The organism is Nitrospirota bacterium (assembly GCA_016180645.1).
Classification (GTDB): Bacteria; JACPQY01; JACPQY01; order JACPQY01; family JACPQY01; genus JACPAV01.
In genome coordinates, this window is record JACPAV010000009.1 from 61,436 (window position 1) to 82,798 (window position 21,363).

21 protein-coding genes and 2 tRNA genes are annotated in these 21,363 nt (G+C 60.4%); 10 read left to right on the plus strand and 13 right to left on the minus strand.

The window, feature by feature from the left end; all coding sequences use genetic code 11:
- Positions 1 to 55: 55 nt before the first annotated feature.
- From HYT87_07535 to HYT87_07565, 7 genes are all read right to left on the minus strand, one after another.
- Complete coding sequence (locus HYT87_07535; protein ID MBI2059607.1) at positions 56 to 637, minus strand: uracil-DNA glycosylase; 582 nt, start codon at positions 635 to 637, stop codon at positions 56 to 58.
- Positions 638 to 813: 176 nt separating this feature from the next.
- Positions 814 to 1,707: a YicC family protein gene (locus tag HYT87_07540; protein MBI2059608.1), complete on the minus strand. Its 894-nt coding sequence runs from the start codon at positions 1,705 to 1,707 to the stop codon at positions 814 to 816.
- Complete coding sequence (locus tag HYT87_07545) at positions 1,697 to 1,975, minus strand: GIY-YIG nuclease family protein (protein ID MBI2059609.1); 279 nt, start codon at positions 1,973 to 1,975, stop codon at positions 1,697 to 1,699. The genes HYT87_07540 and HYT87_07545 overlap by 11 nt, the downstream gene beginning before the upstream one ends.
- 23 nt (positions 1,976 to 1,998) lie before the next feature.
- Positions 1,999 to 4,005: a primosomal protein N' gene (gene priA, locus HYT87_07550; GenBank protein MBI2059610.1), complete on the minus strand. Its 2,007-nt coding sequence runs from the start codon at positions 4,003 to 4,005 to the stop codon at positions 1,999 to 2,001.
- A 26-nt stretch (positions 4,006 to 4,031) separates the two neighbouring features.
- Positions 4,032 to 4,343, minus strand: coding sequence for a type II toxin-antitoxin system PemK/MazF family toxin (locus tag HYT87_07555; protein MBI2059611.1), 312 nt, complete (start codon positions 4,341 to 4,343; stop codon positions 4,032 to 4,034).
- The gene (locus tag HYT87_07560) at positions 4,340 to 4,573 is read right to left on the minus strand and encodes a ribbon-helix-helix protein, CopG family (GenBank protein ID MBI2059612.1); all 234 of its coding nucleotides are present in this window, start codon (positions 4,571 to 4,573) and stop codon (positions 4,340 to 4,342) included. Before HYT87_07560 ends, HYT87_07555 begins: the two co-directional genes overlap by 4 nt.
- 294 nt (positions 4,574 to 4,867) lie before the next feature.
- Positions 4,868 to 4,943 (minus strand) — tRNA-Ala (locus tag HYT87_07565).
- Between the two features lie 197 nt (positions 4,944 to 5,140).
- Here HYT87_07565 and HYT87_07570 point away from each other — a divergent pair.
- Positions 5,141 to 6,124, plus strand: coding sequence for an ornithine cyclodeaminase family protein (locus HYT87_07570; protein ID MBI2059613.1), 984 nt, complete (start codon positions 5,141 to 5,143; stop codon positions 6,122 to 6,124).
- Positions 6,073 to 7,185: an A/G-specific adenine glycosylase gene (gene mutY / locus HYT87_07575; GenBank protein MBI2059614.1), complete on the plus strand. Its 1,113-nt coding sequence runs from the start codon at positions 6,073 to 6,075 to the stop codon at positions 7,183 to 7,185. Before HYT87_07570 ends, mutY begins: the two co-directional genes overlap by 52 nt.
- Here the strand turns inward: mutY and HYT87_07580 are convergent, their stop codons facing one another.
- Entirely contained in the window at positions 7,186 to 8,448 is a 1,263-nt protein-coding gene (locus HYT87_07580) for an HD domain-containing protein (protein MBI2059615.1), read from the minus strand. It lies immediately after the preceding gene.
- Positions 8,449 to 8,687: 239 nt separating this feature from the next.
- Between HYT87_07580 and HYT87_07585 the strand changes: the two genes are divergently transcribed.
- From HYT87_07585 to asnB, 3 genes are all read left to right on the plus strand, one after another.
- The gene (locus tag HYT87_07585; protein MBI2059616.1) at positions 8,688 to 9,785 is read left to right on the plus strand and encodes a glycosyltransferase; all 1,098 of its coding nucleotides are present in this window, start codon (positions 8,688 to 8,690) and stop codon (positions 9,783 to 9,785) included.
- Positions 9,786 to 9,863: 78 nt separating this feature from the next.
- Positions 9,864 to 10,070: a twin-arginine translocase TatA/TatE family subunit gene (gene tatA / locus HYT87_07590; GenBank protein ID MBI2059617.1), complete on the plus strand. Its 207-nt coding sequence runs from the start codon at positions 9,864 to 9,866 to the stop codon at positions 10,068 to 10,070.
- A 94-nt stretch (positions 10,071 to 10,164) separates the two neighbouring features.
- Positions 10,165 to 12,045 carry an asparagine synthase (glutamine-hydrolyzing) gene (gene asnB, locus HYT87_07595; GenBank protein MBI2059618.1) on the plus strand — a complete coding sequence of 627 codons (1,881 nt, stop codon included), beginning with the start codon at positions 10,165 to 10,167 and terminating at the stop codon, positions 12,043 to 12,045.
- A 54-nt stretch (positions 12,046 to 12,099) separates the two neighbouring features.
- Here asnB and HYT87_07600 read toward each other — a convergent pair whose 3' ends face one another.
- Complete coding sequence (locus HYT87_07600; GenBank protein ID MBI2059619.1) at positions 12,100 to 12,258, minus strand: hypothetical protein; 159 nt, start codon at positions 12,256 to 12,258, stop codon at positions 12,100 to 12,102.
- An 8-nt stretch (positions 12,259 to 12,266) separates the two neighbouring features.
- Entirely contained in the window at positions 12,267 to 14,147 is a 1,881-nt protein-coding gene (locus HYT87_07605) for a hypothetical protein (GenBank protein ID MBI2059620.1), read from the minus strand.
- 228 nt (positions 14,148 to 14,375) lie between these two features.
- Between HYT87_07605 and HYT87_07610 the strand changes: the two genes are divergently transcribed.
- Positions 14,376 to 15,302, plus strand: coding sequence for a glycosyltransferase (locus HYT87_07610; protein MBI2059621.1), 927 nt, complete (start codon positions 14,376 to 14,378; stop codon positions 15,300 to 15,302).
- A gap of 11 nt (positions 15,303 to 15,313) precedes the next feature.
- On the plus strand, positions 15,314 to 15,952 hold the full coding sequence (locus tag HYT87_07615) for a class I SAM-dependent methyltransferase (protein MBI2059622.1): 639 nt from the start codon (positions 15,314 to 15,316) through the stop codon (positions 15,950 to 15,952).
- 8 nt (positions 15,953 to 15,960) lie between these two features.
- Here the strand turns inward: HYT87_07615 and HYT87_07620 are convergent, their stop codons facing one another.
- Positions 15,961 to 17,223 (minus strand): glycosyltransferase family 4 protein, encoded by a 1,263-nt coding sequence (locus tag HYT87_07620; GenBank protein MBI2059623.1) that lies wholly within the window; start codon positions 17,221 to 17,223, stop codon positions 15,961 to 15,963.
- Positions 17,224 to 17,282: 59 nt separating this feature from the next.
- On the opposite strand from HYT87_07620, the gene HYT87_07625 reads away from it, so the two are divergent.
- Positions 17,283 to 18,236, plus strand: a complete 954-nt coding sequence (locus HYT87_07625) for a glycosyltransferase family 2 protein (GenBank protein MBI2059624.1) — start codon at positions 17,283 to 17,285, stop codon at positions 18,234 to 18,236.
- Between the two features lie 25 nt (positions 18,237 to 18,261).
- Positions 18,262 to 18,342: transfer RNA gene (locus HYT87_07630), tRNA-Leu, on the plus strand.
- Positions 18,343 to 18,375: 33 nt separating this feature from the next.
- On the opposite strand, the gene HYT87_07635 is transcribed toward HYT87_07630, so the two are convergent.
- A complete protein-coding gene (locus tag HYT87_07635; GenBank protein MBI2059625.1) occupies positions 18,376 to 18,651 on the minus strand; it encodes a glycosyltransferase family 39 protein in 276 nt (91 codons plus the stop codon).
- 459 nt (positions 18,652 to 19,110) lie between these two features.
- On the minus strand, positions 19,111 to 20,463 hold the full coding sequence (locus HYT87_07640; GenBank protein ID MBI2059626.1) for a glycosyltransferase family 39 protein: 1,353 nt from the start codon (positions 20,461 to 20,463) through the stop codon (positions 19,111 to 19,113).
- A 117-nt stretch (positions 20,464 to 20,580) separates the two neighbouring features.
- On the opposite strand from HYT87_07640, the gene HYT87_07645 reads away from it, so the two are divergent.
- Positions 20,581 to 21,183 carry a response regulator gene (locus HYT87_07645; protein MBI2059627.1) on the plus strand — a complete coding sequence of 201 codons (603 nt, stop codon included), beginning with the start codon at positions 20,581 to 20,583 and terminating at the stop codon, positions 21,181 to 21,183.
- Positions 21,184 to 21,363 lie beyond the last annotated feature (180 nt).

Here is a 21,363-nt window from a genome sequence, read left to right on the forward strand (position 1 = left end):
CTCTCAGGGGTCAGCTTCGGAGACGCGGGAGCGCAAGCCACGAGGGAATCACCGCTTATCGACCCAGAGGAGTGACGCCGGCAAGGTCGAGGGCTTTCTTGAGATCCGCGCGGGCCTCCCACTCGCTCCGGGGATTGCGCAGGAGGTAGGCCGGGTGAAACGTCGGGATGAGTTTCGTGCCTTCCCACTCGAAAACCTGTCCGCGCAGCTTGGTGATCGATCCCGTGGACTTGAGAAGCGTCTGCATGGCCGCGCTTCCGAGTGCACAAACCACGGCGGGCCTGATGGAATGGATCTGGCGCAGTAGAAAGGGAGAGCAAGCGGTCACTTCATCCGGTTCCGGCGCACGGTTGTTCGGCGGCCGGCACTTCACAACATTGCAGATATAGACGTCTTCCCGCCGCACGCCCAAGGCCTTCAGCATGCGGGTGAGCAACTGACCGGCGCGCCCCACGAACGGAAACCCCTGCTCGTCTTCGTCCGCTCCGGGACCCTCCCCGACGAAAACGATCTTCGAACGGGGATTCCCCACGCCGAATACGATCTTCTTTCGCCCTTTGTGAAGTTTGCAGCGGGTGCATTCGCCGAGATCGGAGCGAACCTCATCGAGCGTTTCGCGGGCGCCTTCTTCCTGCATCTCCGGCGTGGAAGAATGCGGAAGAGTCACTGATTCCGGAACCGAAGACGTGGCTGCGGATGCCGAATCCGGTCTCGGAAACAAAACGCCGGATCGGTGGAGATAGCCGAAATAGTTTTTCAAGGCTTCGACCGTCTCGCGGACCGACCCACCTTCGCCGTTGCGGCTCACCGGTGCTACTCGATGTTCTGGGCCTGTTGGCGCATTTTCTCGGTCGTTGCCTTCAACGAGAGGACCACGGGGACCCACGCCTGTGCCTCACACTTGGCGGCCATCGTCGAGATCTCGCGGTGCATCTCTTGCAAGAGAAAATCCAGCTTGCGGCCGGCCTCTGTTTCCTTGCCAAGAATCGACTCGAACTGGGAGAGGTGGCTTTTCATGCGCGCCAACTCCTCCGTCACATCGCTCCGTTCCATCACATAGGCCATTTCCGTCTGGAACCGCTTGGAGTCCGCCTCCTCTCCCAGGAGGTCGGCCAAGCGCGACTTCAGCCGAGCGGCCCTCAAGCCTTTTTCTTCTTCCAGGCCCGCTTCCAGCTGCGCCAGGGCGCCGCGCATCTCGCTGAGGTGATGGGTGAACTCACGGCCGAGCGTTTCTCCTTCACGTTTCCGGAGCGAAAGGAATTCATCGAGCGCCTTTTGGAACGATTTACGAAGCGCCGGCTTCATCCCTTCGAGGCGGGCATGGTTCTCCGTGGTGGTCCGGACGGCGCCGGGCAGGGTGAGGAGATATTCCAAGCGAACGGATCCTTCGATCTTGAGCTTCCGCCCGAGCTTGACGAACGTGTCGCGGTAGCGGCGGACGGCTGCTTCGTCCACCTCCAGATGGGGCGCGGGAGCCCCTCCGGAAACGCGAAGCGTCACATCCACACGGCCCCGCTTGCAGGCCTTTCGGATCTTGTCCTGAATCTCCTGCTCCAGATCATCCAGGCCGTCGGGCATCCGGACGTTCAGCTCGAAAAAGCGATGGTTGACTCCCTTGATGACCCACTCGGCCTCACACCCCTTTTCACGCTGGGCCGCGCGGCCGAATCCCGTCATGCTGATCAGCATCGGAACGTCACCCCGCACCTTTTCCGGATGGAGGACGCAGACTTTGTTCCATGCGTCGCTTCAACTGGCCGTACGCCTTCCCAAAGTACTTGAGTCTCTTCTCACGATTCTTTGCGTCCTCCGCGGAAGCATAGGCCTCATAGTACACCAATCGAACGGGCAAGTGTTCTTTTGTGGACTCAACTTTGCCTCCGCGATGCATGGCCAATCTATGCCGCAGGTCGTTTGTGTATCCAATGTACATCCAACTTTCGCTGGCGCCACAGAGTATGTAGACGTAATGCATCGCGATCCGGGAAAGGTGCGGGGCTATAACATGTTGACCGGATCAACGTCCAGACGAACTTCGTAGCCGGCTCGACGTGGGCCTTTCGCATCGAGAAGCCCTTCCATCACCTCATGCAGGCCTTTCGACGTGTCGGCTTTGAGCAGAATTTGCCATCGGTAGTGGCCCCGGAGTCGATACAGAGGAGCCGGAGCCGGCCCGAGAACCTCAACTCCCTTTCCGCCCGCCATCTGTTTGGTCGCTTGGAGAACGGCCAGCGCGCCTTCTCCTCCAACGACCTCATGACGCGCCCGAATTCGAATCATCGCCAATCGCTTGTAAGGGGGATAGCCCCACTGCCGGCGCAGCCGAAGTTCCGTTTCGTAGAATCGGGATTCGTCGTAGTGCTTCGCGGAGTCGATGGCATGATGGTCGGGCGACATCGTCTGGATGAAGACGCGACCCTTTTGTTCACCTCGTCCCGCCCGCCCCGCCGCCTGGAGGATTTGCTGGTAGGTGCGTTCCGCCGATCGAAAATCGGGGAGGAAGAGTCCCAAATCCGCATCCACAACGCCCACGAGCGTAATCTGCGGGTAGTGGTACCCCTTCGTGATCATCTGTGTGCCGACGGCGATCTGGATGGCCCCGCTCTCCATGCCTTCCATGATTTCGAACCGTCGCTTCTTGCTCTGCGCGGTATCCATGTCCAATCGGGCGATCCCGGTTTGCGGGAAGAGGGCACGAATATCCTCTTCGATCTTCTGGGTGCCGGCTCCCGCCATCGCCACGGATGTGCTTTTGCACTCCGAGCAGACTTCCGGGAGGTCCTGCCGATGATCGCAGTAGTGGCATCGCATATGCCGATCGGCCTTGTGGTACGTGAGCGTGATATCGCAATGGGGGCATTTCACTCCTTCGCCGCAGTCCATGCAGCGAAGGACGGGAGCGAATCCACGCCGATTGAGAAACAAAACGACTTGTCCGCGGCGTTCAAGCGTATCCACCATCGCCTTGTGGAGTTGCGGCGATAGCCAGGATAGTCGCTTGTCCGGATTCCGCTTGAACCGCATGTCCACCACATCCACATCCGGGAGCGGGCGATCGGATACGCGCCGCGCCAGACGTATCAAGCGGTATTTTCCCCTCGATGCGTTGGCGTGGGACTCCAACGAAGGTGTCGCCGATCCCAGCACCACGGGGGCCTTCCAGCGCTGCCCCATGACGAGGGCCACGTCGCGGGCATGGTACGTTACGCCGTCTTCCTGCTTGTAGGCATGGTCATGCTCTTCATCGGCCACGATCAGGCCGACATCCTTCAGTGGGGCGAAGAGCGCGGATCGCGCGCCCACGACCACGTCCGCCTGGCCGGATCGGATCCGATCCCACTCATCCCACCGACGGCGCGAGGTCAGCTTGCTGTGCAGGAGGGCCACGCGGTCGGGAAATGCGGACACGAAATGCCGCGCCACATGGGAGGTCAGCCCGATTTCCGGCACGAGGACGACGACGCCCCGACCCTGCTGCACGGCGGCCCGGGCCATCTCCACGTAGAGGATTGTTTTGCCGCTCCCGGTGATGCCGTGCACGAGAAACGGAGCGAAACGGCGCTCACGCGCGGCCGGGAGCATGATGTTCAAGGCGGCCGTCTGTTCCACGGTGTACTGCGAAGGGAGTTCCGTGGGTTTGAGAAGAAATTCGGATGGGACTTTCGACTTGCGCTTCCGCTCCCGATGAACGTTGCGTTTCCACCCGCCTCGCAGGAGGGTGGGAAAGAACAGATCGAGCGTTTCGCCAAGGGATCGCCCGTAGTAGGAGGCCATCCATTCGGCAAGTTGCCATGCCTCCTCGCCGATGAGCGGCTCGGAATCGACGATTTCCTTGACGTCCTTGACTTCGCCTTCGAACGGCGTTGCATGAACGCCCGCGAGGTAGCCCACGACAAAACTTTTCTTGAATGGGACGAGGACGCGCTGGCCTCGCTGCGGGGACACGGATAATCCATCCCCCAACCGGTAGGTGAACAGGTGCCGCACCGCGATGGGCACGGCCACATCGACCAAACGGGATCCGTTCGTGATCAGTACCCCAGGGCGAACAGGAAAGCAGACCGAATCTCCAGCATCTTGCGGGCGCTTAGCGTGGTGACCAGCGCCCCCAGTCTTCCTTTAGAGACCGTCTGAAGGTGATCCAGGTTCACTGCGCACTCCCTGGGCATGCCGTCGGAAGACGCCAGCAGCACTTCCGACGGGATCCCCCGAATCGTGCTCGTGATCGGGGCCACGGTAACCTCACCCAGGTACTCGAGGATCGAATCCCTCGTGAGGATCACAACGGGACGCGTTTTGTCGGGTCGCTGGAATCGGTACCAGCGGACTTCTCCCCGCCTCACTCGTCGCCCCAGGCCTGTTCCGATTCCCACACCGAGAACTCTCCGCGCTGGACGGCCTTCCGGGCGTATCCGTCGCGGTGCTTCCGCTCCTGCTCAAGGATTCGAAGTTTCTCCAACGCTTCGCGCAGGGCCCTACGCGCAAAGGCCGAGCGCGTCGTCCCCAAGCGGCCGGCCACCCGATCCACCTGGGAAACCAAGTCGTCATCCAGCGTCATCTGCACCGTCTTCATCGCCCGTCCGCTCCATTCATAGCTATGACTATAGTTATAGTAATCAACATCGCTATCCCTGTCAACGCCTGTGCCACCGGCGAATCAGCATGGCACTCTCCGCGGACTTCCGGGCCGTCCCCGTCGCCAGGAAGGCACGGGGCCATGAGATGTCGCCGCGCCTAGGACGGCGCGGCATTGAACATGGCCTGGCCCTCCCGGAAGCTTCAAGGGCGATACATCCCGAACCCCTGCCGGTATAGACGCCTCGCCTCACGCTCGGCTTGATTCGGCAGGGGCCGCACCATCCATGGCTGGTGGAGCTGAGGGGAGTTGAACCCCTGGCCTCGTCGTTGCGAACGACGCGCTCTCCCAACTGAGCTACAGCCCCAAATTCGTGAAGGGTGAAGTGTGAGGAGTGAGTGGTTCGGGAGACTGCCGCCGCCGCACCCGTAACTCTTCTCATTCCGTGCTCCAGAGTCCTATAACACCCGCCCACAGCCTCTTCAAGCCCGGCGGAAACCGCATCAATCCCTGACGAAGATCAGTTGAGATGTCCCCCCACGGGGATAAAATGCCGATATGAAGATCAGCCCTTTGGTCCTTTCCAGCCGTGATCTGGAGCAAGTGGCCCGGATGTCCGAGGCCATCGATGTCGTATCCGATGCGTTCCGGGCCCTGGCCCGGGGCGATGCGCAAATGCCCCCCAAGATCTACGTGGAGGTATCGGAGCACTCCGGCGACTTCCGCGCGATGCCCGCCTACAACCGGACCCTCAACGCCGCCGGCCTGAAATGGGTCACCTCCTACGCAAAAAACATTCAGCTCCCTTCCGTGATTGGAATTTACGTCCTTAGTCGAGCGAGCGACGGCTGCCCCCTTGCCATCATGGACGGAACGTTTCTCACCAACCTCCGCACCGGGGCGGCCGTCGGAGCGGCAACCCGGGCGCTGGCACGGAAGGAATCCACGGTGTTTGGATTCATCGGTGGCGGACGTCAGGCGCGGTATGCCCTCAAGGCCCTCCGTGAAGTGTTCCCCATCAAAGAGGTCCGTCTCTTCGATCCGAATGCTTCAAGTTCGCGGGCTTTCGGAGAGGCGGCCGACAAGGATGGACCGCCGATCGTCACCTGCAAGAGCCCGGGCGATTGCACACGCACGGCCGACGTCATCACCACGACAACCCCATCGAGGGCCCCGGTGGTCTGGATGCCGGACATCAAGCCGGGCACGCACATCAACGCGATGGGGGCGGACGCCAAGGGGAAACAGGAGTTGGATCCCCATATCCTAAAGGCGGCCAAGATCATCATCGACGACTGGGGTCAGACCCCACACAGCGGAGAGGTCAATGTGGCGCTCAGCCAGGGGCGAATCTCGCAATCGGATCTTCGGGCCACTATTGGGGAGGTCTTGCGCGGTGTAAAACCCGGACGGGAGAAGCCCGAGGACATCACGGTATTCGATTCAACCGGGCTTGCCGTTCAGGACCTGGCTGTGGCAAAGCATCTGTACGACCGATGCCTGCAAAAGGGACTGGGAAAACCGATCGAGATCTTTCAGGACGCCTGAAGTCCCTTCCTCTGCTCCTGCTCCGGTGGTACCGTCGCCACCACCGCGATTTGCCCTGGCGACGAACCCGCGACCCATACCCGATCTGGGTTTCCGAAGTGATGCTCCAACAAACGCAAGTTTCAACCGTGATTCCGTACTACGAACGGTTCATGCGATCGTTCCCAACCGTAAGGCATCTGGCCAAGGCCCCGGAGCAGAGGGTTCTGAAAGTCTGGGAGGGACTCGGCTACTACTCGAGGGCAAGGAATCTTCGGCAGGGAGCGCAGGTGATCTGTAGGAAACACGGAGGGGAAATACCATCTGAGCGAACCGACCTCCTGAGAATCCCCGGAATCGGCGAATACACGGCAAGCGCCATTCTGAGTATCGCGTTCAATCAACATCTCCCTGTCTACGATGGCAACGTCCGCCGAGTCCTGGCGCGACTGACGGCGCAGGCTGCGACGCCGCAAAACTTGAGAAAACAATCACGGATCCGCGAGGTGCTGGAAACATGGATCGCGAGAACGGCGTCCCCCGGATCGCTCAACCAAGCGCTGATGGAACTCGGTCAGACCGTTTGTACTCCGAAATCACCGCATTGCGACCGGTGCCCGATCTCCCGCTGCTGTCTCGCCCGGATCCAGGGGAAACAAGCGCTCTTCCCCGCTCCAAAGAAGCGCCCCCCAGTGCCGCATTACAACGTCGCTGTCGGTATCATCCACATCCACGGGCGGGTCGTCATTCAGAAGCGGCCTTCGAGTGGGTTGTTGGGCGGGCTATGGGAATTTCCCGGCGGCAAAATCGAGGCGGGTGAAACTCCCGAGACTGCGGTCCGCCGCGAGCTATGGGAGGAATTGAACCTGCGGGTTGATCCTCTCTCCAAATTGCCGAAGGTCGAACACGCCTACTCCCATTTTTCCGTTACACTACACCCTTTCCTGTGCAGGCCCCGTGGGAGGAGCCGGAGACCGCTTCCGCAACGTGCCCGGTGGGTGCCGCTCACGGATCTCCGACGATTCCCCTTCCCATCCGCAAATCGCAAGATATTTGCCGAACTTGACCGGGTGCTGTCCTAATCAGCCTGAAACGTCGATGTCCGTGGGAAAGCAGAGGTATTGGATGTCGTACTTCCGGGCCAGGGCTTTCACGGAGGGCGAGAGTTCCGAGACCTCGGCGATGCGCCCGTCCCTCTTCTTCACGTAGATCGAACTTTCTCCTTCGCCGGGCCGATAGATCTTGTAGGGCGTGTCGCCCGTCTGTTCATGGAGAAGCAGCCCATCACCGTCCCGGCCATAGGCGGCCCGCAGGCGTTCGCGAAGTTTCTTCCGGAGTTTCGGCGCCGAAACCGGTCCCGGCAATTCGATCGATTTGAACAGCCGGCGGTCAATCAGTCCGCGTGCCAGCATCCTCAAGACGGGATCTTCACTCCGGCTCCATTCCTTCAGAAACACCACCATGTCGGCATCGTCGAGAGATGTGTATTCGCTGACATCCATCTTCTGCCCACGCAGAAGCTTCGTGAAAGGATGACCTTCCGGCGCGTGGATGGCGCTCTTTTTCGCCAGCAAGGACTTGGCACGCCGGAAAAGTGCCTTTAGCATCGCACCTGCGGCTGAAACCGTCTTGTGGTAGTAGACCTGCCGGTACATGTGGTAGCGGGAGAGAAGGTACTCTTCCACGGCGTAAAATCCTTTTTCACTCACCACAATCTCATTCCGACCCGAGACGCGCGCCACCTCAAGGCCGAGGATGACACGCTCCAGGTCGAAAACTCCGTACTTGACACCGGTCATCAGACTGTCACGCAGGAGATAGTCGAATCGGTCGGCATCCAACTGGCTGCTGACAATCTGTGAGTAGAATTTTTCCACCGCGCGGTAGCTCATGCATTTCACCACCTGCTGAGGCAATTCGCGCGCGTAGGCCTGGAGGACTTTGTGAATCTGCGTGCCGGGATCGAGGATGATTCGCCCCGTCCATTCCTCATGGTGCGAGCCGAAAATCGCCTCCGTCACGTGCGAGAAGGGCGCGTGGCCCAGATCGTGGAGCAATGCCGTACAGGCGACGACCAGGCGGTCGCGTCGGCTGAAACTCCAACTCTTTCGGAGTTGTTCGAGGATTCGGCGCGCCACGTGGAGGACGCCGACCGAGTGCGTAAATCGGCTGTGCTCGGCGCCCTGGAAAACGAGCTCGGCCACGCCCAGTTGCTTCACGCGCCGGAGCCGTTGAAACTCCGGGGTGTCGATCAGCTCCAGGAAAAGGACATCCTCTTCTTCCGCTGGGGAGAAGGTCACCAGATTGTGGACCGGGTCCCGGAAATACGTCTCGGCGTGCGTCATGTGGCTTCCTTCCGCATTGTAGGGGCAAGCGGGAAGATTTCAATCCGCATCGGACCGTCCTTGTCCTCCTTGCACCAAGGTCTGTTTGAAAACGCGTTGGACCGGTAGGCGCAGGCTTCAGCCTGCGTCCGAAGACGTACCCGTAAAGGGTGCGGCTACCAAGAGATGCGCCCCACGGCAATGATGGGGTATGCAAACAGAGCCTAATCTTTCGCCCACCCGCTGCCGATAGTGATCTCATGAGGTCGGGGTACACCCTTGTCATCCCCACGCTTCGGGCGGCCCCCGAACTTCGCCTTTGCCTCGGCAGCCTCCGGAAAAACAGCCGCCTGGATCATGAATACGCGGTGGTGGTGGATGTGGATCGGCCCGGAATCGTGGATGAGGCCGTCCTCGCCGTCCTCAACGAATTCGGAATTTCTCCGCTCATTGCCGAACGGAACATAGGCCCCTATGCCGGCTGGAACCGGGGGGCAGCAGCCTCCTCGCGCAAATGGATTTGCTTTCTTACGGACGACCAGTATTTCGCCCCGGACTGGGATTCGCCGTTCGTCCCCCACCTGCAACGCGGGAAAATGTTCTCATCCACGCTGGTGGAGTCGGGCACGTATCTCGTCGGTCCCGACAATCTCGAGGCCGATTTCGGCGTGTGCGCGGAAGACTTCGACGAGGCCGGATTCCTGGGCTTTGTCCGTCAGGTCGCCACAAACCAAATGATTTCCGGCGGCCACTTCATACCCCTCCTGATTCATCGCGACGATTTCACGAAGGTTGGAGCTTTCAAAGAGGATCTCTTTTACCGAAAAGAGGAGCCGGAAAGACCGCCTCTCAGTTCCGACGTGGAGTTCGTGGCCCGAGCCTTCAAAACCGGGCTGACGCTCCACCGCTCCCTGGCCAGCTACTCCTATCACTTCATGGGCGCCAGCCACCGGGGAGGGACGGCTCTTCGACAACTGCTGCGCTATCTCAAGCCGTCATGGTCGAACGAAAGCCGCCTCGCCCTCCTCCGTTCCTACATGGACAACGGCCGCATGCCTCCGGAAGTGCTCCTCTACCAAGGCCTTCAGGCGCTGCAGCACGGCGAAATCGAGGCGGCGGAACGTGTGTTCCTGGACCTCCTTGAGAGCGATATCGAGAGTGGACTTCCGTACCTCGCCCTTTCGGCAGCCGCACAGCAGAAAGGCGATGCCGCCACGGCCCTCGCGATGGCCGATCTGGCCTGCCAAGTTTCATCTGACGCACCTCGAGCCAAAGCCTTCCGCCGCATGCTGAAATCCCTCCTACCTTCGTCGACAGAACTCCACGCTCCCGACGACTCGATCGCTCCCGCGGCCTGACACCCATTCGCCCCCCCTGGACCTCGCATTGAAATCCAGACTCCGCGGGCGTATGCTTCAGCCGTAAGGAGAAAATCAATGCTTGGAAATCTGGGTATGACCGAACTGATCATCATCTTCTTCATCGTTCTCCTCATTTTCGGAGGGCGGAAGATACCCGAGATCGCCAAATCCATCGGAAGTGGCATCAAGGAATTCAAGAAAGGCATGAAAGACGAAGAGCCCAAGGGTCTGCCCGAAAGCAAGTCCGATTCCGAGTCCAAGGGGAATTCCAAGGATTCTTGAACACCCATTGGCGGGTGGGACAACTCCTCCGGCCGCGCGGGCCTTCACCTCCAATCTCCTGACACCGGGAAACCGGATTTTCTGAAGCAGCACCATGTGCGGGATTGCCGGTGTCTGGAATTTCAACCGAACTCTTCCGTCGACGGACGTCTTGAGGCGGATGGCGGACTCGCTCCGCCATCGGGGGCCGGATGCCGAGGGCTTCCACCTCGATGAACATTTCGGCATCGGCCTCGCCCACCGACGGCTCTCCATCATCGACCTGTCGGAACAGGCCAACCAACCCATGTCCGACAGTTTCGGCGAGGCGTGGATCGTCTTCAACGGTGAAATCTACAACTATGTTGAGCTGAGGGAGGAGTTGGCCCGAGGCGGCGAGGCGTTCAGAACCCAATCCGACACCGAGGTGATCCTCGGGAGCTACCGCCGCTGGGGGATGGACTTCCTGAGCAAACTGCGCGGCATGTTTGCCCTCGCGCTCTTTGATGCCCGTCAGGGTGTGCTTCTGCTCGCTCGTGATCGGGCCGGCAAGAAACCCCTTTACTACTCGATCAAGGACGGCCGCCTCCTTTTTGGTTCGGAACCCAAAGCCATCCTCGCCTCCGGTCATCTTACACCCGAACCCGACATGCAGGGACTCGAATGCTACTTAACGTTGGGGTTTGTGCCGCCGCCGAAAACCGGATTCAAGAACGTCCAGAAACTGCCCCCCGGATGCGTCATGACCGTACGGCAGAATGGCAGCCATTCCATCGAGACCTACTGGAAACCCGATTTTGCCAACAAAACGAATCGCTCTGTGCAGGAGTGGGAAGAGATCGTTCGTGACCGGTTGCGGGAAGCCGTGCGAATGCGCCTCCGGAGCGACGTTCCGTTGGGCGTTTTCCTGAGCGGGGGGATCGATTCAAGCGCCGTCACCGCGTTTGCCGCCGAGCACGTGGGGCGCGTAAAAACCTACACCATCGGTTTTCCCCAAGCCCAATGGGATGAGAGGAAATATGCCCGCCTCGTGGCCGATCGGTTCTCGACGGAACACCACGAATTCGTGGTGGAGCCGAAACCGATGGAAATCCTCCCTCGAGTGGTGAAGCACTACGAGGATCCGATCGCCGATGCCTCCGTGATCCCCACGCTCTATGTTTCACAGACGGCCCGACAGCACGTGACCGTGGTGCTGAACGGCGACGGAGGCGATGAAGTGTTTGCGGGCTATAGAGGATACCAGGCGTACGCCGCGGCCAAACTCCTCCATGCATGGCCCGGCTCACGCTCGCTCGGGAAACTGGCCGCATTCATCCCGGATGGAGGCCGAGGCAGTGCCATCTCCCGGTTGAAGAACCTGCTCGCGCTGGCTCGGGATGCGCATCACTATTCGCTGGAACGGTACTCCATGGGTTTGACGCAGCCGGAGGTGATGGAACCCCTTTTCGGCCGGGCGTGGCCCAGGAACGGTCCTCTTTATTCCCAGGAAATCTCCCAAGGCGCCGTGGATATCGCCAGGACGTTGGGCGGTGTGGACCCCGTGCTTTATCTAAACATGGTTCTCGGACTCCCCGGGGGGCTCCTCGTGAAAATGGATCGTGCATCGATGGCCTTCTCCCTCGAGGCGCGATCGCCGTTCCTCGATCACCTCCTTGTTGAAACGATGGCGTCCGTGCCACCCAACCTGAAACTCCACGGCCTCACGTCCAAGTATCTTCTGAAGCGCGCACTGAAGAACATCCTACCCGATGAAATTCTTCATCGGAGCAAAATGGGATTCGGGGTGCCTCTAGGCGAATGGTTCCGGAACGAACTCCGCGGTTTCCTCGAAGATACTTTGGGAAACGGGCGGCTGGTCTCACGCGAGTGGATGGCAAAGGATCCGGTGCAACGCCTCATTCAGGAGCACGTTTCGCGCCGGAAGGACCACTGGCCGGTGCTCTGGACCCTCCTTTTTCTCGAGTTGTGGTGGAGGGAATACCTCCGCGATTGAAAGGTTGGCCGCATCGGCCGTCTCGTATGAACTCGGTTCCCCGTGCGCATCCGTTCAACCCCCCAGCCAGACACGGACGACCGGCAAGAGGCGTTCAACACCGGGTGCGTGCCGCAAGAACGTGAAGATGTTCATATACACGAACCGGATGTAGAGAATCATGACCGCTCCGAACCAGAGGCCGGCGCCGATACGGAGCGCGATTCTCGCCATAGAGGCGCTCACCCTCCCCCCCCCGCCGGAAAATTCACGCGAAACAACCCGATGGCCTTGGTCTCGAAGAGTTTTTCCGCGCAGCAATCCAGAAACCGCTGATAGGCGGCTTTCGTATCATGCGGTCCCTCTCCGAAAATATCCGGCCTCATCCAGATGTGTGTAATGCCGGATGCCCGCATCTTTCGGAAGAAATCGTCGGACGTGTTCCAGTCCCTCGGATCGAAATTGACCTGCATGTAACCGGGAAACCCATAGATCCACGGCACATCGAGCAGGGAGCCGGCTATTCCCGCATCGACGAGCAGGACCCGTTGCGGCGGGCGGAGCGAGCGATTGATGTAGGAAATGACGGGATAGGCATCGGGCATCCGCTCCATCAGAAATGACTCGCGGGACTCCATTCCCAGGACTACCGGAGCGTAGACGGCACCTTTCGCCAAGGTGAAACCCCATACCGGCAGGGCGGCGATCAGAGCGGGCACACTTGCAACCGCGAGAAGCCGGGGCGAACGCGCTCGAAGATACACCACCACAGCGCCGGCCGCGGGGGCGACCGTCTGAATGAACGGGTACAGGTGTCTGCCATGCCCGCCACTCGGAAGGTACCAGAGATACACTTGGGCCAGACTCCAAAGGATCAAGAACCAAAGCACACGCCCATGCCTCTGGAGGATGATGAACGCCGGGAGGCAGGCGACGGCCCATGGACCATACGTCCACTCCATCCATGCGGTTGTGTTGCCTTGCCACCCCGGGGGATCGCAGGCCGCCTTCACGGGCGCAAGGATGAACCCCAAGAAGCTTCGTTCGATACCTTTCCAGAGTTCCCATGGCATGTTCCCCACCTCATTCAATCGAGCCGAGCCGAATACGGACGCAAGCGAGGGGAATACGGGATTGTGCTCGAAAACCCAGTTTCGCACGTACCATGGGGAGGCCACAATGAGGGCCACGGCAGCGGCAGCGGCCAGTGAACGTCCGGCCGAGGCGGGCGCCGGCCGAACCTTCGGCCACACCCGAGAGGCAAGGGGTAGAAGCGCCAGCCACAAGCCCAGGGCCGCCAAACCTGCGGGTTTCGTCCCCGCTGCGGTGCCTATGAAGAGGGCTGACAAAAGCAGTCCACACTTATTCCCGGACACCAACCACAGGCCGAACGTGTGCACGGCCAGAATCCACTGAAATGTCAGAAACCCCTCCGCGTATCCGGACGCCGGAGAATAGGTTACGGCAACGGCCATCCAGAACGGAACGGTCCAGTAGCCGGCCCCCCTCCCAAACCAGCGGTTGCCGTAGGCGATGAGAGCCAGACCTTCCAGCGCCCATAGGGCCCAACTCATGGCCACGCTGTCCCGAGGGTGAAGCAATATTTCGAACCCGTACAACATCGTCGCATTGAGTGAGAAACCGGACCGCAACCAGGTCGGATGGTGTTCGTAACCCCCCACCACGCTGTAAAGCTTGGCCAAACCGAGGTGATATTGTCCCGCATCCGAGCTGTCCGGCGGTGCGAGCGCCATCACGAGCGCGACCATGGCCAACAGCGCGCATAGAATCACCAGACTTCTCGCCCACGCATCGGCTTCGCTCCACTTCAGCCGGATGGCCGTCCACGCGCGGCTCCCCCCGGTCTTTAGCTCTCGCCAACGCCGGGCCGCCGCCAAGAGCGAAACGCCCCACACTCCCCAGGCGAATGCCGGCCGAAAGAGACCGAGCAGACATGCCACGCTCGCGATCCAGGAAAGAATCGCAAGAGCCGCTCCCGCTGAAATCACGCCTTCTTCCAAGATCGAATCTCCCAGATGAAGGCGGCAAACAACGGGCCGTACACTTGCAGCGAGAGCGACGATGAGACTCGTGGCCAGTGCCACATGCAGAAGGGAATCCATCACCGCCATCCTCCGCCTCAACTACCTCCGGAAAAGCCGTATCCGGGCGACCCGCCCCGAAAATGGGTAATGAAATCGGCCGAAGCGCATCCATTTCATGGGCATGAGCATATATGGAAGGGAACCGGTTGCCCATTCAATGCCCTCACTCAACCCACCGTCCTTCGGTAGCGCCACTCGCACCGGGTTGAGGCACCTGGGAAGGGTTGATATGGTTGTCCGGTGCTCATGCGGGCTCTTTCCCTCGCGGATCTCCCTGCGCCTCCGGCAGGCAAGACCGGCTGGCCTTGGACGGAGGAGTCCGACGCCGTCCCGGAGACTCCAACCCTCGGTGGCCGCTGGCCCAGAATCACCGTGGTCACTCCATCGCTGAACCAGGGGCGTTTCATCGAGGCCACCATCCGCTCGGTTCTTTTGCAGCGATATCCAAATACCGAGTATTTCATCATGGATGGCGGATCCACGGACGCGACCGTCGAGATCATACGGAAATATGAACCGTTCCTCAGCGGTTGGGTCAGTGAAACGGACCAAGGTCAGGCCGATGCCATCAACAAGGGATTGCGGCGTTCGACGGGGGACATCGAAGGCTACCAGAACTCCGATGACGGTTACCTTCCGGGGGCGTTCAGGCGGGTGGCGGAGAGCCGGCTTCAGGGCTGCGATTTCATCTATGGCAATCAGGTCGAGAAGAACGTGGATGGGCGCGTCGTCCGCAGGAACCGGCTGCCGAACATCCATCCACGCCGGTATGTTCTTTATGCTTCCGGTTCTCTCTTCCCGGAGGCCTGTTTTTGGAGCCGGGAGATTCGGCAGTCCATCGGCTGGTTCAAGGAGAATCGATACAGTCTGGATACGGACTGGTTCTATCGAGTCACGGAGAAAATCAAGAAGCCGCGCCACCTGGACGAGTATCTGGCCTGGTTTACCGAACATCCAGGCCGCAAGACTCAGGAACGGGACGCAAACGGCGTTCGAATCGGACTTCAGTACGCGGACCACCCTCTCAAGGACTACCTCCGAGAAAGGGGCATCTCACGTTTTCGTCAATTTCTCGGAGCGATGATCTACATACCGCTGAAAAGAATTCATTACGGTCGGTTCCCCGTGCCTTTTCCAACGCCGGCGACGGTCAAAAGGTTCTTCAAACGGTAGGGCACGCACCCATGAGGGCTGAACGGACCGGCCTTCTCCAGTCACTCCTCGGAAAGAACGTGAATCATTGGACGCCGAGGTACATCTGGGACCGGTCGCTGGCAGGCTTCTACCGGCTCCTTCATCCGGGATCACCGTGGCTGACGAGACACGCGGTTCGAATTCTGGAAAGCCGACTCGCGCCCCGGGATCGGGGGCTGGAATTCGGGGCGGGCGGAAGCACCCTCTGGTTTGGCCGCCGGGTGGGTTCCCTGACCAGCGTCGAACACGACCCCCTATGGTACGGAAGAGTCGGAGATCGGATCAGGAAGAGCGGAATGGAAAACGTCGATTTGCGATTGAGAACATCAACAGACTACACCCGAGTACTCGACGAACTGGAGGACGGATCGCTGGATTTCGTTCTTGTCGACGGTGTGTTCCGGGACCACTGCGCGGCAGCAGCCCTTCGAAAACTGAAGGGCGGCGGCACCCTCATCATCGACGACATCCATTGGTTCGTCCCGAATGAAAGTCGTTGTCCGGGCTCCCGGCGTGAGGGCTACGAATCCCCCATGTGGAAAACCGTATTTCACCAAGTGGAAAATTGGAGCCCCGAATGGACTTCCGATGGTCTTACGGACACGCTGATCCTGACCAAGCCCGGATAGTCCCCCCCTCATCCTCGATCCCCGGCAAGCTTCTTGCACCCCGACAGCAGCCTCTCGGCTGAACCCGCCCAACTGAACATCAAGGCCGTCTTGAGGGCCCCACGGCTCATTCGGGAACGATTTCCCTTCGAGCCAAGCACCCTCTCGATCCGATCGGCCAGCGCCTCGGCATCTCTCGGTGGAACGACATATCCGTTCTCTCCGTCGCGAATCACATCCGGGCCGCCCGTATGTGTCGAGGCAATCACCGGGCATCCGCAAGCCATGGCTTCGAGGATGACCATGCCGAATCCATCCTGGACGGAGGGCAGCACGAGGACGGCACTGCTCCGGTAAAGGTCACGCAACTTCTCCTGCGGAACCGGCGGGAAATGCGTGAACGAGACACCCATCTTCCGAACCAATTCTCCGCACGCCGGATCCATCGCCCCAACCAGCAGCAGATCCTCGCTCTTCAACCCCAGCTTGAGCGCAGCCTCCGCCAGGTAGGGAATTCCTTTCTCCAGACCGATCCCTCCGGCAAACAGCACCCGCCCACCCACCGGTCCTCCCGAGGGAGAAAACAGATCGGTATCCACGCCGGGATTGGAGATGATCAGCCGTCGATCGGGAAATCCGCGCTTTCGAAAGGTCTTTTTCGAGAACGTCGAGAGAACGAAGACGGCATCGGCCCGATCATATTCTTCCGTCTCCTTCTCAACCCAGTACCGATCGAAGGCGAAGGGAACAGCCCACCTTTCGTACTCTTCCTTGAGGAGCGCGTATTGTGTTTCAATGTGCGCCGAGCCCCTGAACAGCACGGTCCGCGCCCCCATTTCCGTTGCGCGGACCATGCTTCGCATCGCCGCGAGGGAGCGCACCAGCAGGACATCCGTCCCTTCCAGTTGCTTTGACGCCCACCGGTCGAAAAGATCGCAGGACAGCCGGGTCATCCGTTCAGAGAGGGTCCGGTTTCCCAAGGCGCGCCCCAATCGCGCGGCCTCAACCCAAGGGGCCACACGGCACCTGCCGGCCGTGATCTTCTCGGGATCGTTGCGAAACGCCTTCAGCCATCGTTGCCTCCCCGAGTAGAGATTCGTAACCAGCCGGTGAAGGTGCCCTTTCCGTTCCAATTCCTGGGCGAGGTACAAGAGAATGAACTTCCCCAGCGTGGAAACGGTGATCCGGGGCCGCCGGGCTGATTCGTCCGCTTTCACCCTCGCCCCCCATCGACTCGCCTCCGTACAGACATGGTGGATGATGTATAGCAGGAATGGAGGTGCCCTGACCATCGCCGCTCATTCGGGGTGGGGGCGACTTCGAGCGCCGATTTTGATAATCCTTCTCCAACATGTCTGCGCTGAAGTTTTCGATCGTGATCCCTTGCTACAATGAAGGGGAGGATGTCCGGCTCTCGCTCGATGCCGCGCTGGGACAGGACTGGCCGATGACGGAAGTCCTGGTCGTCGATGACGCCTCGACGGACGGCACGGCACAGATGCTGAAGGATTACGGCCGCAGGAACCGAAATCTCGTGGTGCTGGCGCATTCTTCGAATCGAGGCGTGGCCTCGGCCCGGAACACGGGGATCAGGGCGTCTTCGGGCGACGTGGTCGTCATCCTCAACGCCGATGTCTCCCCGCCCCCGGATTTCCTCCGCCGGATTTCCACGCACTACGGGGCCGGCGCCGATCTGGTCCTCGTGGAATCCGAGGTCTCCAACCAATCCAGGGTTTACCCACGTTTTCTCGAGGCCCAACATCATTACAACTACGATCACGACCCGACCATCGTGTGGTCGGAAGGCTTCTCATGCCGGAAGCCGGCGGCTATCGAGGTCGGGCTTTTCCCCGAACGAATCCCGGGTTGCGGCGGCGAGGATGCGGTCTTCGGGAGGGCTCTTTGTGCAAGATTCAAGAAGGTCATCGACAAATCCATCGTTGTGCCCCATGTCGCCCCTGCAACCTTATCGGCCTTTTGGGCTCAGAGGGTGAGCCGGGGCCGGGGCGCGGCGTTCACGCATTTCTTTGTAGAGGGCCGTGCGCCGGCGGGCCTGGCCATCCGCTTTGGGGGAAAGCTGGTGCTGGGTTCCCTCATCGACCTGGCAACATTCCCCCGTTTCTTCCTCAGCTACGTGGGCCGTCCTCAACAAATCCATCGAGGGTGGAGAGACCTGATTCCGTTCTTCTGGGCCAACCTCGTGCAGAGCGCGGGTCACCGATGGGGTGAATGGGCTGGATGGCTGAAACTCGTCCGGCGGCGTGAGGAAATCTCCGAGGCCGACCGACGGCTTTCCAAGGGATAGGATGCCGTCTATACTCAGCGGCCACGGGCGGATGGCGGAATGGCAGACGCGTACGGCTCAGGACCGTATGGGGAAACCCGTGGAGGTTCAAATCCTCTTCCGCCCACGTGCCAGTCCTCGAAGCGCGGGGACGGTGTCCTCACGGACTTCCCTTCCGGAAAGAAGCCCCGAAAAGGTACGCCGTAGTGACGGCCTGGAAGGAAATGCCCGTCGGATACGCCAGGAAAGCCAGCCCACCCATGATTCCCGCCAGCCACGCCCACTTCTTCAGGCTTCGCTCGCTTGCGCTCTCCCGAGTCTTCGCAACGCAGCCCAGAAGCGCCAGGCCGAGGAAGGACAAGAGGGCATCCGGACGTCCGCTTCGAGCAGACCAGATGAAGAGCGGATGACAAATGAGGAACAGCGCCGCCCACAAGGCATGGGTCCTGCTCTCAAATCATCGGGCCGCCAGCGCGTAATGCAGGCCAACCGACAGCGCCGCAAAGATGAGCGGCACAAGCCGAGTCTGAACGATTCCGAATTCAAAAGAACGATCAACGCCGGACAGGAAAATCGGAAGAGCGGGGCGCTGAAAGAGCAATGCGCGTCTCCACCCGGCAATCCCCCCCAATAAAACGTCCGCAACACACCTCCGGAAGCCGGTTCTCGGCCCACGCTCGAATAGTCGACCTCATCGTTCCATACCACGGTTCCCCGTACCAGGAAGAGAGCGTTCGCCATGAACGTGCATACGACCGGCGGGGAGCTTCCACCCACCTTGTCCAGATCGTCGAGAATGATGTCGAACTCGCCGATGAAGATCCCGAAACGGCGGAAGGATCGATCCGGACGCGATCGGATGGCAGGCTTGTTCGTGGCTTCAGGTCATGTCAGATCATCGGCGAACCCATCCCGGAAGGGCATGCACGCCAAGAAGAAGAAGCGAAGGCAACACCGTGACGAAAAAATGGCCATGGACCCGGGTGAACACGTGAGGGATGAGATAGCCCGCCACGAGGACGACCAGAGCAATTCCCTCGCGTGAGGGTCGCCGGGTCAATCGTACGGCCCCCACAACGACCATCAGCCAAATAACAGCAGAGTAGAACCTCAGGAAGGCGTCCATGATCGTCCGGACCCATGGCCTGACTGCCCGGTCCAGCGCCGCATGGTCCAATGAAAGTGCCTCAAGCTCAAGATCCAAGAACGACACCGGCGTGACCAGGGTTATCAAGAAATACTTGAGGGGATTATTGGTGATCCATTCCACCGTCATCTCTCGCAGCACACGCTCCGCATAGAGCTCATCCGTTCGCGCCAACATCGCTCGACCTCTCGCCTCCGAACAGTATCGGACCGATTTTTGATCCCGGAACGAGTCCGCGCGCGGGAAAAGCTTTCCCGAAAGCCTCGTTGAATACAGGCTGACCGCGTACGGAAGAAGATCCTTGTAGGCAAAGGGGTCGCGCAGGACGGCGGTCTTCTCACACAGAGTCCACATCACTCGCGAGGGGCCCACCCGAACTCCGCCGAACACCTTCCAGTTCCTGTACACCCATGGAGAAATCACGACGACCCATATGCCGGCGAACAGGGCCGTTTGCCGGATCATCACTTTCGCCCCTCGTTCACGCCAGAGGAATAGGGCCGCAAAGACGGCCACGATAATCGTGAGTCCGACTCCTTGAACGCGGGATAGGGAAAGCAATGCCATCCCTCCTCCCAGCGCAACCGCTTGCCACCCCCGGCCCACGGGGTAAAACCGCACCATGAACCAGGCCACGGCTGAAAAGATGAGTGCGGAGAGATTCTCCTCCGCTGGACGGCCGACGGAAGTTATCAAAGTCGGATCCAAGGCCGCGAGCGCGGCTGCAGCATGCGCCAGGCGCACCGATCCGAGCCGTCGGGCAGCCAGGAACACCAGGAGAGTGGTCAACGTGTGCAGCAGTGCGTGGACGACTACAACTGCCCGGTAGTCGGACCCGGTCGAATTGAGAACAAGACTCAACAATATCGGATACAGCGGCTCGTGAATCATGGTCGGCCGGGCGGATGCACGGTCGGCCGCCGTATCCGTCTCATAGGCTTTCATCCCGTACGACCCCGTGTCCAGCGGGTGGCCGGCCACCACAAAGCGCCAGCGGAAGGAGCCCCCGGATTCCAACCCCAATACGTTCAAACCGGCCATCAGAGAAACCAAGAACGAGACCAGAAGAATCGTTGCGGAGGCAATTCGGTGCGGGGCCACGGGAAAGCCTACGCTACGTTATCCCCCATCCCGGCGCAAGGAGCTCCGTGCATCCGGATGGACAAGGATCCGCATCCTGGGTTTACAGCATCCCGGCTTCGGTCTAGTATCACCTCAATGCCGCTCCCCTCCCAGACGGCCTACTGCCCGAGTTGCGGCGGCAACGTGCCCGTCATGACCATCCTGTGGCGCGGTTCGGAAACACCGCGTTGCGGAAATTGCGGCCTGACCCTCCCCAATACCGTCGAAGGAGCGGAAGAGGGCATCCACCCGATGACGTGCGTCATCTTCGCCGAAGACTCCCCCGGCGTGCGGCGTGTCATTGAAACGGTTCTCTCCGGGACGAAAATTGCGGAGGCTACGGTCGCGTGCGAGAATGGCATGGAATTCATCAGCAAAATGACGGAACTCCTTCGGGACAAGAAACGGGTTGACCTGGCCATCCTCGATGTCCAGATGCCGGTTCTCAGCGGCATCCAGGCCGCGCTCACCGTTCGTGAAATCGAGAAAAAGTTCGCCGCGCAGCGCCCGACCCCCATTCTCTTCTTCACCGCCAAGGTAATCGACGAAAAATTCAAGGCCGTACTGGACAAGTGCCGCCCGTCCGCCTACCTGAACAAGGGGACGGACGCCTCCCCTCGCGAATTGGGCCGACGAGTCTACTCGGTCGTCCGCCGGCTCATGGCCGACCAGGCGCTCCAGGTGGAATTGAACCGATGAACCCCTCACCCCATCCGGGAGTTGCTCCCCTACCAACGCCTGAGATTCTCCGTAGGGGAGGACCTTCAGGTCCTCCCACAGGAGGGAGCAGCCAAGGCTGCTCCCCTACAGGATGCTCCGCGGAACACACGGAATCGAGCGATGGGAATTGGACAGGGCCGTGCGCCGTTGAGCTCCGCC